Source organism: Pasteurella atlantica, assembly GCF_963693435.1.
GTDB classification, from domain to species: Bacteria; Pseudomonadota; Gammaproteobacteria; order Enterobacterales; family Pasteurellaceae; genus Phocoenobacter; species Phocoenobacter atlanticus.
In genome coordinates, this window is the sequence record NZ_OY856306.1 from 1,938,021 (window position 1) to 1,950,502 (window position 12,482).

Sequence of the window (12,482 nt, forward strand, 5' to 3'; positions counted from 1 at the left end):
CAAAAAACTAACAAAATGTAACCGCTTATAACTATATAGTCTTAGATATTCGTTTTATAAATTAGAATTTATAATTTACGTTTAAGCCAAATAAGTTTACGTGTGAACGTGATTTAACGGTTAATGGCATTGGTGCCTCTTTCTGAACTTCAACAAAATTATTTTTATGTCCATATACATAAGCATAACCTACATCTGCCGAAAGGTTTGGAGTAAACTGATAAGTTGCTCCTACACTATACCAAGTTCTATCTGTATCAGGAATGGATACTGATGGTGCTTTTTTACTTGCCCCTTCTTCATAAGCAATACCTACACGTAATGTTAACTTTTCCATTGCTTGGTAAGAAACACCCAGTGCATAGCGATTAGTATCTGAAAAATGTTCTGGTTTTTCAAGTACTGGCTTTGGAGACATTGAACTGGTCGCTTTTAATTCTTTAAAAGCACTCCAATCAGTACGTTTCCAACTATACTGTAACGCCAATTTATCTGTTAATTTATGATAAGCAGATAACTCCCAAAAGGCAGGCAAAGTTACGGATAATTCTGCAGGAATACTTGCTCCATTTGTTCCTTTCATTGCAAGAGGTAAATCACTTGAAAATTTTCCAGTAAAATCAAGATTTACACCTGAATGATAACCAAATCCAAAACGGTGATTTTCATTTAAATTATAAGCAAGACCAACATTCCAACCATAGCCCCATTCTTTACCTTCTAAATGCTTTACTTCTGTATCCATTTTTTGAGGTATTAAAACACCAGCATATCTGTCCAACTCAGCCTCAGCTTGAATTGCATTTACACCCAACCCAAAACTAAAACCATTACCTAATTTAGCTGCACCACTAAGGTTATAGTTGATTGTTTTTAATGAAGTCATCCCCATTAAAAAACCTGCTGGATTATCTTTTCTAAATTCAGATTTCAAACCATAATTAACATTAATTCCACCACCCATACTAAAACGCTCATTAACAGGTAATACAAAATAAAGATTTGGAATGACTGCATTTGGCACAATACTTCCATTTGAAGCATCCATATTTCCTCTTGGAGTGCGTAATTTTCCATCAATATTTACTTTAGCATTAATGTAAATTCCACCAACAGATATCTCTGGTCGAGTAAACTCTGTCATTAATGCTGGGTTAGTTGCAACAACAGAGGCGTCTTCAGCAACAACTGCATTTCCAGAAAATGATGAGCCTAAACCAGAAGTTGAGATTTCAGCAAGTTGGAAACCTGCAGCAAAACTACCTGTTGCTGATAATGTCAGTACTGCAGCTAATGACAGTTTTATTGTTTTTTTCATAAGTTCTTAATTCCTTAAATATAATAAGCGGTAAGATATTTACCCATTTTTACAAATACAAATTCTTAAGCATTATCGCTTTTGCTGGCAAATTCTAAGAGCTTCAAAATGAAGTAGCAATAAAATACCCTAACTTTTTAAACTGTTCCGACCACTTAAAAATGTACTACTTTTACAATTTTTATTGCACCTTAAAACAGAAATGAGTAAACTTTATTCCAATATATTAAAATTCAAACTAAGTAGAGGTAAAAAATGTCTGAATGTGAAGCAAATGAATCCAAAGTATGTTGTTGTGTTGATGTAGGAACTGTCATTGATGGTGAAGATCGTAGTGTTGATTTTGTACAAGTGTACGCAACACAATCACAAGCAGAAGATGCTTTAGCTTATTTAACTGAAAAAGCCAAAACCGCAGAGTCTGAGCCTTGTCAAATAAACAGTAAAATTACACAAGTTGAAAATGGCTATGAATTAAAGGCTGATTTTGAATTTTGCTGTCAAGCAGAAGCAATGATTTTTCAGCTTTCCACTCGTTAATTTATACTTATTTTTCAAAAATCCTCAGTATTAACAACTGGGGATTTTTTTATTTTTTAAATAAAACGAAAAAAATACTTGCATATTTATGCAGATAACTTTAATATATATTCATTATCTATTTTACAAAAAGGATCTTAATTTCGTGGCAATCCAAATTAACAATGTTAATTTCTTTTATGGCTCAACCCAAGCTCTTTTTGACATTAACTTAAATATTGATAAAGGCGATACAATTGTACTTCTTGGACCAAGTGGTGCAGGGAAAAGTACATTAATTCGTACCCTTAATTTACTTGAAATGCCAAAATCTGGCACATTGAAAATTGCAGATCACCAGTTTGATTTAAGCAATAAAATTGATCAAAAGCAGATTGCCTTGTTACGTAAAGAAGTGGGGATGGTATTTCAACAATATCATTTATGGCCACACTTAACAGTAATGCAAAATTTAATTGAAGCACCAATGAAAGTATTAGGGTTATCAAAAGAAGAAGCAACAAAAAGAGCGGAAGGTTTATTAGTGCGTTTACGTATTGAAGATTTTTCAGAACGTTTTCCATTACAACTTTCTGGAGGACAACAACAGCGTGTTGCTATTGCAAGGGCATTAATGATGCAACCTGAAGTACTGTTATTTGATGAACCAACAGCAGCTTTAGATCCTGAAATTACTGCACAAATTATTAATATTATTAATGAATTACAAAATACAGGCATTACCCAAGTTATCGTTACTCACGAAGTTTCTTTTGCCAAAAAAGTCGCAACAAAAGTTGTTTATATGGAGCAAGGAAAAGTAATTGAATTTGGGAATGCTAGTTGCTTTGATAAACCACAAACTAAAGAGTTTGCAGCTTATCTTTCCCACTAATTAAAACTAACTAAACCTATGAGGACACAACAATGAAAAAACTATTATTAACTGCATTATTCGCAACCACAGCACTTTCTGTGGCTGCAAAAGACACCATTACTTTTGCAATGGAACCCACTTATGCACCTTTTGAAAGTACTACAGAAAAAGGGGAAATTGTCGGCTTTGATGTTGATCTTGCAAAAGCATTATGTACTGAATTAGAGATGACGTGTCAATTTAAAAACACACCTTTTGATAGTTTAATTCCAAGCTTAAAATTCAAAAAATTTGATGCAATTATTTCAGCAATGGATGTTACTGAAAAACGTCAAAAGCAGGTTTCATTCACTGAACCATACCTTGAAAACTCTGCAAGTTTCTTAGCATTAAAAGAGAAGAAAACACCAGAGACAGCAAAAATTGTCGGTGTTCAAAATGGTACAACATACCAAGAATATTTAGTTAAAAAAGCACCTCAATATCAAACGAAAGCTTACGCCTCATTACAAAGTGCAATTTTAGATCTTAAAAATGGACGTATTGATATGATCTTTGGTGATACACCTGTGTTAGCAGAATGGTTACCAACTGAAACATCAGTTACTTTTGTGGGCGATAAAGTAAAAGATAAAGATTTCTTTGGTGTTGGTTACGGTATTGCGGTAAATAAATCAAATAAAGAATTATTAGAGAAATTAAACACTGCATTAAAAACCGTAAAAGAAAATGGCACATTGGATAAAATTTATCAAACTTGGATGACGAAAAAATAATGTCTTTTGATATTCTTCACTCTTTTGCTTCAGCAACGTTAATCACATTAACGCTTGCTGTTGCAAGCCTTATGATAGGCTTAATACTTGCAATTTTATTCGTTGTACTAGAAATGAATAAAATTACATTTATTCGCAATAGTGCCAGTATTTTAGTGACGCTATTACGTGGTTTACCTGAAATTCTGGTCGTTTTTATTATTTATTTTGGACTAACACAACTGTTCTTTTTAATCACTGATGAGTTTGTCGAATTTAGTGCATTCTGGTGCGGAGCAGTCGCATTAGGTATTATTTTTGCTGCCTATGCTTCACAATCCTTACGTGGTGCAATTAAAGCTATTCCACTCGGTCAATGGGAATCAGGTGTTGCGTTAGGTTTTAGTCGTCCACAAACCTTTATTAAAATTATTATGCCTCAAGTTTGGCGACACGCTTTACCTGGACTAAGCAATCAGTGGCTTGTTCTGTTAAAAGATACTGCATTAGTTTCTTTAATTGGAGTCAGCGACTTAATGCGTCAATCGGATTTAATTAATGCATCAACTCACAAGCCTTTTACTTGGTATAGTATCACTGCATTGATTTATCTTGTCATTACGCTTGTGAGTCAATTTTTCATTGCTAAATTAGAGTACCGTTTTACTCGTTTTGAAAGAGGAAATAACTAATGTTGTGGGATTATTTTATTACTATTTCGCAAGGAATTAGTACCAGTTTGCAACTAACCGCTATCTCATTAGTGATTGCTTTCATTATTGCTGTCAGTTTTACCTTTCTGCTCTCAATGGAAAATAGCTTAGTAAAAAAAATGATTAATCTATTTATTACTGCTTTTACTGGTACGCCATTGTTAATCCAATTTTTCCTTATTTATAGTGGACCTGGGCAATTTCAATGGATAATTGACAGCCCTCTTTGGTATTTCTTATCTAATGCGTGGTTTTGTGCTATTTTAGCCCTTGCATTAAACAGTGCTGCTTACTCAACGCTTCTGTTTCACGGTGCAGTTAAAGCCATTCCAAAAGGACAATGGGAAACCTGCTCTGCTCTAGGATTAAGTCGTTTACAAACATTAAAGATTTTAATTCCTTATGCATTAAAACGTTCGTTACCTTCTTACAGTAATGAAATAGTACTCGTATTCAAAGGTACTTCTCTTGTTTCAACCATCGCGGTAATGGATATTATGGGTTATGCTCGTCAGTTATACGGAATGGAATATGATGCGTTATCTATTTATGGTATGGCGGGTGTTATTTATTTAATCATTACAGGTATTATGGTGCTTCTGTTAAGAAGACTAGAGGCTTATGTACTCACTTTTGAACGTTTTGAAGTAGAAGAATAGTTATAGTAAGAAAATCAAATAAAATAAAATAAAAGAGACAATATTTTTTTATTGTCTCTTTTTTTATAGCGGGTATATTAAAATCAAAATTTGCAAATCTTTATTTAAATCTACCCGCTTAACATACTAAAACTAAAGATGTTTTATCTATTCTATACCACTATCCAATTTATGCTTTATATTTTTGGAAAACTAAACAAGCATTTGTTCCACCAAAACCAAAACTATTAGACATTACTGTTGTGAGTTCTTTCTCTTGGTATTCAGTGACAATATTTAACCCTTTTGCTTTTTCATCTAAGGTTTCAATATTAATACTTGGAGCAATAAATTTATTGTCTAGCATTAATAAAGAATAAATCGCTTCGTGAGCACCCGCAGCACCTAAAGAGTGACCCGTCATTGATTTAGTGGAAGAAATGGCAGGTTTTTTATCACCAAATACCGTTTGGATTGCTTCTAGTTCTTTTAGATCTCCAACTGGCGTTGATGTCCCGTGAACATTAATATATTCAACTTCATCTTTAACGGTTGCTAACGCTTGTTTCATACAACGAACAGCCCCTTCACCACTTGGAGCAACCATATCATAACCATCAGATGTCGCACCATAGCCTACAATTTCAGCATAAATTTTTGCACCACGAGCAAGAGCGTGTTCAAGTTCTTCTACCACAACAACAGCACCACCCGCAGAGATAACAAAACCATCACGGTTTGCATCATAAGCTCGAGACGCTTTTTCTGGGGTATCATTATATTTAGTAGAAACCGCTCCCATTGCATCAAATTCACACGCAGATTCCCAAGCAAGCTCTTCACCACCGCCAGCAAATACTATATCTTGCTTACCTAACTGAATTAATTCCATTGCATTACCAATACAATGCGCTGAAGTTGCACAAGCAGAGCTAATGCTATAATTCACACCCTTAATTTTAAATGGGGTAGCCAAACAAGCTGAAACACTTGAAGACATTGTTTTGGTTACTGCATAAGGTCCAACTGCTTTAATTCCTCGAGGACTTTGAGCAGCATTACACGCCATTAACTGCCAGTGTCCAGAACCGATACCAGAACCAATAATTAGTCCAGTACGTTCGTTTGAAATTTGCTCTTCAGTTAAATTTGCATCTTCAATTGCTTCTTTCATTGAAAGATAGGCATAAGCAGCACAATCGCCCATAAAACGAAATACTTTACGATCGATGAGTTCTTTAGGCTCTAATTTAATAGTACCTGCAACGTGACTACGCATTTTCATCTCAGCAAATTCAGGTACAAATTCAATACCAGACTTACCTGTTTTAAGTGAATTTAATACCTCTTCTTTGTTATTTCCAATACTTGAAACAACGCCTAAACCTGTAATAACGACTCTTTTCATTGTTATCCTCTAATGAAAGTTTAATAATAGAAACTATTCTAGCTTATACTTATTGAATAAAATAAGCCATAAAATACCCCTTCATTTTACACGATTTTAGTCGTGGTCAGATCAGTTTTTTTTAAATATAAGGTAATTTATTATAAATTTTAAACAAAAAAATACCCTCATAATTGAGGGTAAGATCTTTTGATCTAATTCTAGGAGGAATGAATTAGCGTTTTACAAAAGGAGATAAATAAAACATCATCAAAAGATAACTAAAAAATTGGCTCCTCCTGCTGGACTTGAACCAGCGACATATGGATTAACAGTCCACCGTTCTACCGACTGAACTAAGGAGGAATAGTTTTTTCAGGATATATTAGTAAGTTTGCTTTGTCAAGAAACCAACTCTCGAAAAACAAACTTACTCATAATCCCAAGTAAATAATCATTAATAAATTTAATTATCCACTTTTACTGAACTTAAACAGCTGAATTAACTTAATTTATCTGGTAGCGCTAATACTGGTTCGCTCTCTTTTACATTCACTTCTTTTAAGTTTAAAGAATGAATTTGAGCAGATAACTCTGCATCGAGCGTATGCTCAGCAACATAAGATGCCATAATGCGATCATTAGCATTACATTCTTTGTGCTCTAGAAGTTGTATAAAATAAGGTTTTGCTTGGGTAAATTCACCCTCACGAACTAGTGCATATCCTACGATACGAGCATAATCATCACTGTAACGTTCTACCGCTTTTTTGCCACGTTTGGTGAGTAATTTCAGTAAACGTTTATTATCAGCAATATCTAAACGAGTTAATTCATCAAATAATAATTCAAGTTCGTCATCTTTATATTTTTTCACTGTTTCAAAAGCTAAAGTTTGTGCTGATTGATGATCATCACAATCAATTAAACGTTTAATTAAACCCGTTCTTGCATAAACAGATTTATTACGACGACTTGGTTGTTGTTTCCACCAGTTTAATAATCCTTCTTGACCTTCTTCGTGAAGTTTTTCATCAAGTAGTCCATCGTCAACCCAATGTTCTAAGTCGAGATATTCTTCATTTGTAAGTATATTTTGATATTTCACATCTTCAAGAATATGATCCATCGCAATGAAAGCACCTGATTTCTGATACACTGGAATAGCTAAACTTAATACTTCTGTGTTACGAGAATCCAGTTCAAGTAAACTATCTACCGCAGAGCGTGCAGCTGGTAGTTTTTTCTGTAACATAAGAATTTTTGCTCGAGCAATTTCTAATGCTATATTGTTATCTCCAGCAATTTTTGAAGCTTCAACTAAATATTTATTTGCAGCCTTTTCATCCCCTTTTCTCTGAGCCGCTTCTGCCGCCTTAATAAAGTTAAGTACAGGTTTATCTGAGTGTTTAGCATTTTTACCAATTAGTTTTTCTGCTTTAGAATAGTCACCTTCACTCATTTTCACTAACCCCTCAAGGGTTTGTTTCTGTGCTTTTTTACGTTTACGAGTAAAGAACCAACGATAGGAACCTCTACTTAATGAGAAGAAAGACTTCAGTATCCCTTCAACAAGATAAATAACTGCCATTAATGCAACAAAGAATACAACAAGCATAACAATGCTCATTTCAATGACTTTTGTGTCAGTTTCAATTCTTACGTAACCTTGATGACCTGCAATATAAGGACCTGCGACTAACCCCGCAAGTAATAAGAACATTAAAAAAAGAATTCTAAACATACCATTCTCCTATTGTGCTACTTCTTGAGGTTGTGGTGCTTTAGGTACCTCTTGAGTTCTTAATGTATTAAGTAAATCTAAACTACTTAACTGTTGTGGAGCATCAATATAGACAGACTGTTGAGCAAGGCTGTCAATTTCGTTTAAGAATGCTTTTACATTACTGCTTTCAACATCAAAATAACTTCTTACCCAAGAAGCGACAGTATCCAATGATTCTTTGTATAAAGTATTTTGCTGACGAGGTATCGCTAATGTCGCAATTTGTAAACGTAAACGAATGTTTTCTCTAAGATAAGCTTCTTGGCTTGGAGAAACAAACACTTTCTGAATTGAGTTATCTTTATCATTGATTCGAATAAAGTGAGAAAGGAATGAACCTGCACTTTTCTCAATATTTTTCTGCCAATCTTCAAGAGAACCACTGATTTCTTTTGATGTTTCCTCTGTGCCATCTTCTTGAGAATTTAGCATTGGCATATCATCAACACTATTAGCAAGATGCGTCAATTTTAACATCAAGGCATCTTGATCAACCTCATTCACTGAATCAAGTTGCTTTAAATCTGTTTGGATAGCTGCTTTAATTTTTGATGCTTGAGGATCACTTACGTCACTAAGAAGTGATGCTGTATCTTTTAACAATAGTTTTGCTGTACCAATATCATTATCTAACACCATTTTACGTAAAGCATTATTTAATAAGAAATCGGCATCAGAAAGCACTACCGCTGTAGATTCTGGTGTATTAACTTGGATTTTAAGTTGTGCAATTTGCTGAGCATAATCACTTTGCATTTTTTCTAACTGAGCAATTTTTTGTTGTGATGTCTTATACTCTTTAACAAGTTTTACAACTTCATCATTTGTTTGAGTTGAAGTATTTAGCTCAGTCTCTCCAACTACCGCTTTAGTTTTTACTAAATCTTGAATTTTAGCTATATCTTGAGTAACAGGTTGAATTTGTGTTTGTACCTCTGTTTTCACCTGCTCTTCAAGTTTTGTCGTTAATTGTGCAAGTTGCTGATTCAACTGTTCTGAAGAAACGCCTGCTGTAGCAGTTGCAGTATTAACTTGAGGAGATTGCTGTGAGAATGTTGCAATTTTTTGCTCTAATTGAGTAAATTTTTGCATTCCAAAGTAATAACCGGCTCCACCAACACCTAAAGAAACAAGCAATGCAAGTAATGCAATACCCGTACCACCAGACTTCTGTTTTTTCTCTTTTGGTTCTGCTTGAGGTTTTGCCTTTGTAGGCTCTACTGTTTTCTCATCAGTTTTCTTTTGAGTATTAACAGATGATTGTGATGCAACATTAGGCTTTTGTTTTTTCTTGTTTGGATTTTTATTGTTAGAAGGAACCGCTTTTTCTGTTTGAGTATGTTGCCCGCTCTCCTCTTTTTTATTCATATTTTTTTGTTCAGAAACAATCGATTGATTGTCTTTATCAGACACTTTAGTTATTTCTGAATCAGCTTTATTTGTTGTTTGTTTAACGTCTTTATTTGGTTTTGACATAAACTCACCCCTTCTCTAGTTAATATTCATAATGTTCAATCATAGTATATCATTGATTATGATATGTGATAACAGTTTCTAATAAGCTATGATTATTTACTTGTGTTGAAATAATAATATTATCTCTTCTCCAACCTACACTTACTGCATATTTTGCAATTCGTTCACTGACTACAATAAGCAAACATTGAATAAGCCATTTTCTATCTTGTAACGATGTTTGTTTAAGTAGAGTATTCAAAATATCACAGCTACTAATGATAAGTGTATCAATTCTAGCCTGTTTAAAAAAGGATATTTTAGCATTTATATCCTTTTTTGTTAAACGACAATAACATTCTATACTTTTAACTCTCGCTCCTCTTTTGGTTATTTCAGTAGAAATAAGCTCTCTACCTGTTTCTGCACGTAGAATAATAAAATTCTTATGCATTACTCTCTCCATTTCAGGGAGAGCTAAAAAAGTTTCACTATTTGCAAATTTTATTGGATAACGTACCGCTTGTTTTGACAAAGCAGAAAAATAATTTGCAGATGCTTTCCCTATAGCAAAATACTTTAAGTCATCACGCCATTTAATATTATTCTGCGCTAAGATATGATGAGCAAAATAAATCGCATTTTTAGAAACAGAAAGTACATAATCATTAGATGTTAAAGAAGCTAAAACAGAAGGAAGTTGTGATAGTTCTCGCCCTCCAACAATATCAAATGGGGAATAATGTATTGCAGAAATATTATGATGTTGCAACATTTCTGTTAATTCTTCTCCAACTTTTTCAGGGCGAGTGACTAATACTTTCATCGATTATTCTGGTAAACCTCTTCAAGGATTTTATCTGCACCTTTGGATAGTAATTCCTTTGCAACACTCACCCCCAACTGCTCAGCCTGTTCTTTTGATGCTTGCTGTGTAACACGAATAATTGTTGAACCATCCAATGCACCAACTAAGGCAGTAAGTGTAATTATATCTCCGTCTAATGTAGCAAAACCTCCGATAGGAACTTGACACCCACCTTGCAGATAACGATTCATTGATCTTTCTGCCAAAACACAGCAAGCGGTAGCATTATGATGCAAATTTGCAATATAACGTAATACTCGCTGATCATTTAAACGTGTTTCTATTCCAATAGCACCCTGCCCACAAGCGGGTAAAACTTGTTCAACAGAAAGAAAACAACGAATACGTGCCTGTAGATCTAAACGAATTAAACCAGCAGAAGCAAGAATAATTGCATCATATTCACCATTATCTAGTTTACTTAAACGCGTTCCTACATTTCCTCGTAATGATTTGACTTGTAAATGAGGATAGTGCGCCATAATTTGACTTTGACGACGTAAACTTGACGTACCAACAATGGCATTCGTGGGTAACTCATCTAAATTATTATATTGATTAGAAACAAAGGCATCACGAGGATCTTCTCTTGAACAAATTGCTGTAAGTCCTAATCCCTTAGGAAATTCCATTGGAACATCTTTCATTGAATGCACTGCAATATCAGCACGATTTTCCAATAATGCCAATTCTAGTTCCTTAACAAACAATCCTTTTCCCCCGATTTTGGCTAACGGAGTATCTAAAATCACATCGCCTTTGGTGACCATTTCAACCAATTGAATATTAAGAGCTGGAAACTTTTGTTCCAGTAATTTTTTGACGAAATTGGCTTGCCATAATGCTAGAGGACTTTGACGTGTTGCTATTCTTAAAATTTCTGTCATTTTTTATTTATTTGATTAATTTAACATCATAGTTGAAATACTATCACGTTTTATAAATGCTGCCAAAATTAATTTGATGCTAAAATAGTCTTTTAAAATCGAAATTAATTAGAGATTTATCTATTTTTAATGTAAAATCCCCCTCCGTAATATTTGCATAAAAAACAAAAAAAGAGGTTGCTGAATATGAGCGGATTTGCGATTCTAAGAAATAAAAATACAAATAATGAAAAAATCCATACAAATGATCAAAATCAACAGGAAGAACAACCTAAATTAACATTAGGGGCTAAATTAAAAAATGCTCGGATAAATAAAGGGTTATCAATTAAAGATGTTGCCAACTTGTTACATTTTAAAACGTCTATCATTCAATCTTTTGAAAACGATATATTTGCTTTGCCAAATCTTCCTGTTGTTTTTACTCAAGGTTATTTAAAACGTTATCTTCAGTTTTTAGAGTTACCCGAAGATCTATTGCAGGAGAGTTCTTGCAGTGGTGTTGAAGTTTCTATTCTAGATACTATTCCAACAAAAACAAATGCAAAATCTCGTTGTGGTTGGATAAAAGTAATGACAGCTTTTGTGTTACTATTTGCATTTGGAATGACATTACTTTGGTGGTGGCAAAATTATCAGAAAGAGCAAGAGGAAAGAGAAGCACTTGTTAATTCAACTGCAAATTCTATGATTTTTAAGGCTGAAGATACACAAAACGCACCACAACAAATTCTCTCTCAAGAATTAAAAGAGAACGATAACAAAATAATATCCAATTTACAGCCAACTCCACATAAAATAAACGATGTAACAACATCAGTAACAACCGAAAATATAAAAAAACTTGAATTAAAGGAAACAGCGGACAATATTGAATCTCAACCCCTTAATTTAGAAAATAATCAATCAGAAACAATACCAGAAGCTCCAACGATGATAGATACTACAAAATTATTTGAATCAAATAGTAACTCAATTAATAACGTCGAAGAAACTAAAATTGAAGAAGAAAAAGCGAAAACTCAAGCGGTAGAATCTAAAAATAATTTACGTATAGAAGTTATTTCTGCTTCCAGTTGGATTACTGTACGTGGTGATAATCAACAAACATTAACCTCAAAACTATATAAATCAGGAGATAAATTAACCTTCAATGATCACCATAATTATCAATTAATTATTGGTGCACCAATGAATGTTAAAGTTTATTATCAAGAAGAGGAAGTTCCTCTTAAATTGGATGGACAAGTTTCTCGTATTTCATTACCTCTAGAATAGA

The 12,482-nt window shown here is 33.6% G+C and carries 12 protein-coding genes and 1 tRNA gene; 6 read left to right on the plus strand and 7 right to left on the minus strand.

The genetic code is table 11. The annotated features are described in order from the left end of the window. Window positions 1–61: 61 nt before the first annotated feature. Entirely contained in the window at window positions 62–1,318 is a 1,257-nt protein-coding gene (locus U9966_RS08985; protein WP_306346514.1) for a porin, read from the minus strand. Between the two features lie 255 nt (window positions 1,319–1,573). Here U9966_RS08985 and U9966_RS08990 point away from each other — a divergent pair, with 255 nt between their 5' ends. From U9966_RS08990 to artM, 5 genes are all read left to right on the plus strand, one after another. Continuing rightward, window positions 1,574–1,858: a YfcZ/YiiS family protein gene (locus U9966_RS08990; protein WP_306346513.1), complete on the plus strand. Its 285-nt coding sequence runs from the start codon at window positions 1,574–1,576 to the stop codon at window positions 1,856–1,858. Window positions 1,859–2,003: 145 nt separating this feature from the next. Then, window positions 2,004–2,732 (plus strand): arginine ABC transporter ATP-binding protein ArtP, encoded by a 729-nt coding sequence (artP, locus tag U9966_RS08995; RefSeq protein ID WP_211597046.1) that lies wholly within the window; start codon window positions 2,004–2,006, stop codon window positions 2,730–2,732. Between the two features lie 32 nt (window positions 2,733–2,764). Continuing rightward, a complete protein-coding gene (locus U9966_RS09000; protein ID WP_306346512.1) occupies window positions 2,765–3,490 on the plus strand; it encodes a lysine/arginine/ornithine ABC transporter substrate-binding protein in 726 nt (241 codons plus the stop codon). After that, the gene (artQ, locus tag U9966_RS09005) at window positions 3,490–4,161 is read left to right on the plus strand and encodes an arginine ABC transporter permease ArtQ (protein ID WP_306346511.1); all 672 of its coding nucleotides are present in this window, start codon (window positions 3,490–3,492) and stop codon (window positions 4,159–4,161) included. Before U9966_RS09000 ends, artQ begins: the two co-directional genes overlap by 1 nt. Beyond that, window positions 4,161–4,841, plus strand: coding sequence for an arginine ABC transporter permease ArtM (gene artM / locus U9966_RS09010; protein WP_211597043.1), 681 nt, complete (start codon window positions 4,161–4,163; stop codon window positions 4,839–4,841). The genes artQ and artM overlap by 1 nt, the downstream gene beginning before the upstream one ends. Before the next feature lie 169 nt (window positions 4,842–5,010). On the opposite strand, the gene fabB is transcribed toward artM, so the two are convergent. From fabB to hemC, 6 genes are all read right to left on the minus strand, one after another. After that, the gene (gene fabB, locus U9966_RS09015; protein ID WP_306346510.1) at window positions 5,011–6,228 is read right to left on the minus strand and encodes a beta-ketoacyl-ACP synthase I; all 1,218 of its coding nucleotides are present in this window, start codon (window positions 6,226–6,228) and stop codon (window positions 5,011–5,013) included. A 269-nt stretch (window positions 6,229–6,497) separates the two neighbouring features. Further along, a tRNA-Asn gene (locus U9966_RS09020) sits at window positions 6,498–6,573 on the minus strand. Between the two features lie 136 nt (window positions 6,574–6,709). Continuing rightward, a complete protein-coding gene (locus U9966_RS09025; RefSeq protein ID WP_306346509.1) occupies window positions 6,710–7,951 on the minus strand; it encodes a heme biosynthesis protein HemY in 1,242 nt (413 codons plus the stop codon). 9 nt (window positions 7,952–7,960) lie between these two features. Continuing rightward, on the minus strand, window positions 7,961–9,469 hold the full coding sequence (locus U9966_RS09030) for a uroporphyrinogen-III C-methyltransferase (RefSeq protein WP_306346508.1): 1,509 nt from the start codon (window positions 9,467–9,469) through the stop codon (window positions 7,961–7,963). Window positions 9,470–9,518: 49 nt separating this feature from the next. Further along, entirely contained in the window at window positions 9,519–10,274 is a 756-nt protein-coding gene (locus U9966_RS09035; protein WP_306346507.1) for a uroporphyrinogen-III synthase, read from the minus strand. Further along, complete coding sequence (hemC, locus tag U9966_RS09040; protein ID WP_306346506.1) at window positions 10,271–11,203, minus strand: hydroxymethylbilane synthase; 933 nt, start codon at window positions 11,201–11,203, stop codon at window positions 10,271–10,273. The genes U9966_RS09035 and hemC overlap by 4 nt, the downstream gene beginning before the upstream one ends. A 186-nt stretch (window positions 11,204–11,389) precedes the next feature. Between hemC and U9966_RS09045 the strand changes: the two genes are divergently transcribed. After that, the gene (locus U9966_RS09045; RefSeq protein WP_306346505.1) at window positions 11,390–12,481 is read left to right on the plus strand and encodes a RodZ domain-containing protein; all 1,092 of its coding nucleotides are present in this window, start codon (window positions 11,390–11,392) and stop codon (window positions 12,479–12,481) included. The last annotated feature ends 1 nt before the right edge of the window (window position 12,482 follow it).

Excerpts from the sequence above, each read along its gene's own strand:
- U9966_RS08985 (WP_306346514.1), bottom strand. The coding sequence starts at position 1,318 with ATGAAAAAAACAATAAAACTGTCATTAGCTGCAGTACTGACATTATCA.
- U9966_RS08990 (WP_306346513.1), top strand. The coding sequence starts at position 1,574 with ATGTCTGAATGTGAAGCAAATGAATCCAAAGTATGTTGTTGTGTTGAT.
- U9966_RS09000 (WP_306346512.1), top strand. The coding sequence starts at position 2,765 with ATGAAAAAACTATTATTAACTGCATTATTCGCAACCACAGCACTTTCT.
- artQ (WP_306346511.1), top strand. The coding sequence starts at position 3,490 with ATGTCTTTTGATATTCTTCACTCTTTTGCTTCAGCAACGTTAATCACA.
- artM (WP_211597043.1), top strand. The coding sequence starts at position 4,161 with ATGTTGTGGGATTATTTTATTACTATTTCGCAAGGAATTAGTACCAGT.
- fabB (WP_306346510.1), bottom strand. The coding sequence starts at position 6,228 with ATGAAAAGAGTCGTTATTACAGGTTTAGGCGTTGTTTCAAGTATTGGA.
- U9966_RS09025 (WP_306346509.1), bottom strand. The coding sequence starts at position 7,951 with ATGTTTAGAATTCTTTTTTTAATGTTCTTATTACTTGCGGGGTTAGTC.
- U9966_RS09030 (WP_306346508.1), bottom strand. The coding sequence starts at position 9,469 with ATGTCAAAACCAAATAAAGACGTTAAACAAACAACAAATAAAGCTGAT.
- U9966_RS09035 (WP_306346507.1), bottom strand. The coding sequence starts at position 10,274 with ATGAAAGTATTAGTCACTCGCCCTGAAAAAGTTGGAGAAGAATTAACA.
- hemC (WP_306346506.1), bottom strand. The coding sequence starts at position 11,203 with ATGACAGAAATTTTAAGAATAGCAACACGTCAAAGTCCTCTAGCATTA.
- U9966_RS09045 (WP_306346505.1), top strand. The coding sequence starts at position 11,390 with ATGAGCGGATTTGCGATTCTAAGAAATAAAAATACAAATAATGAAAAA.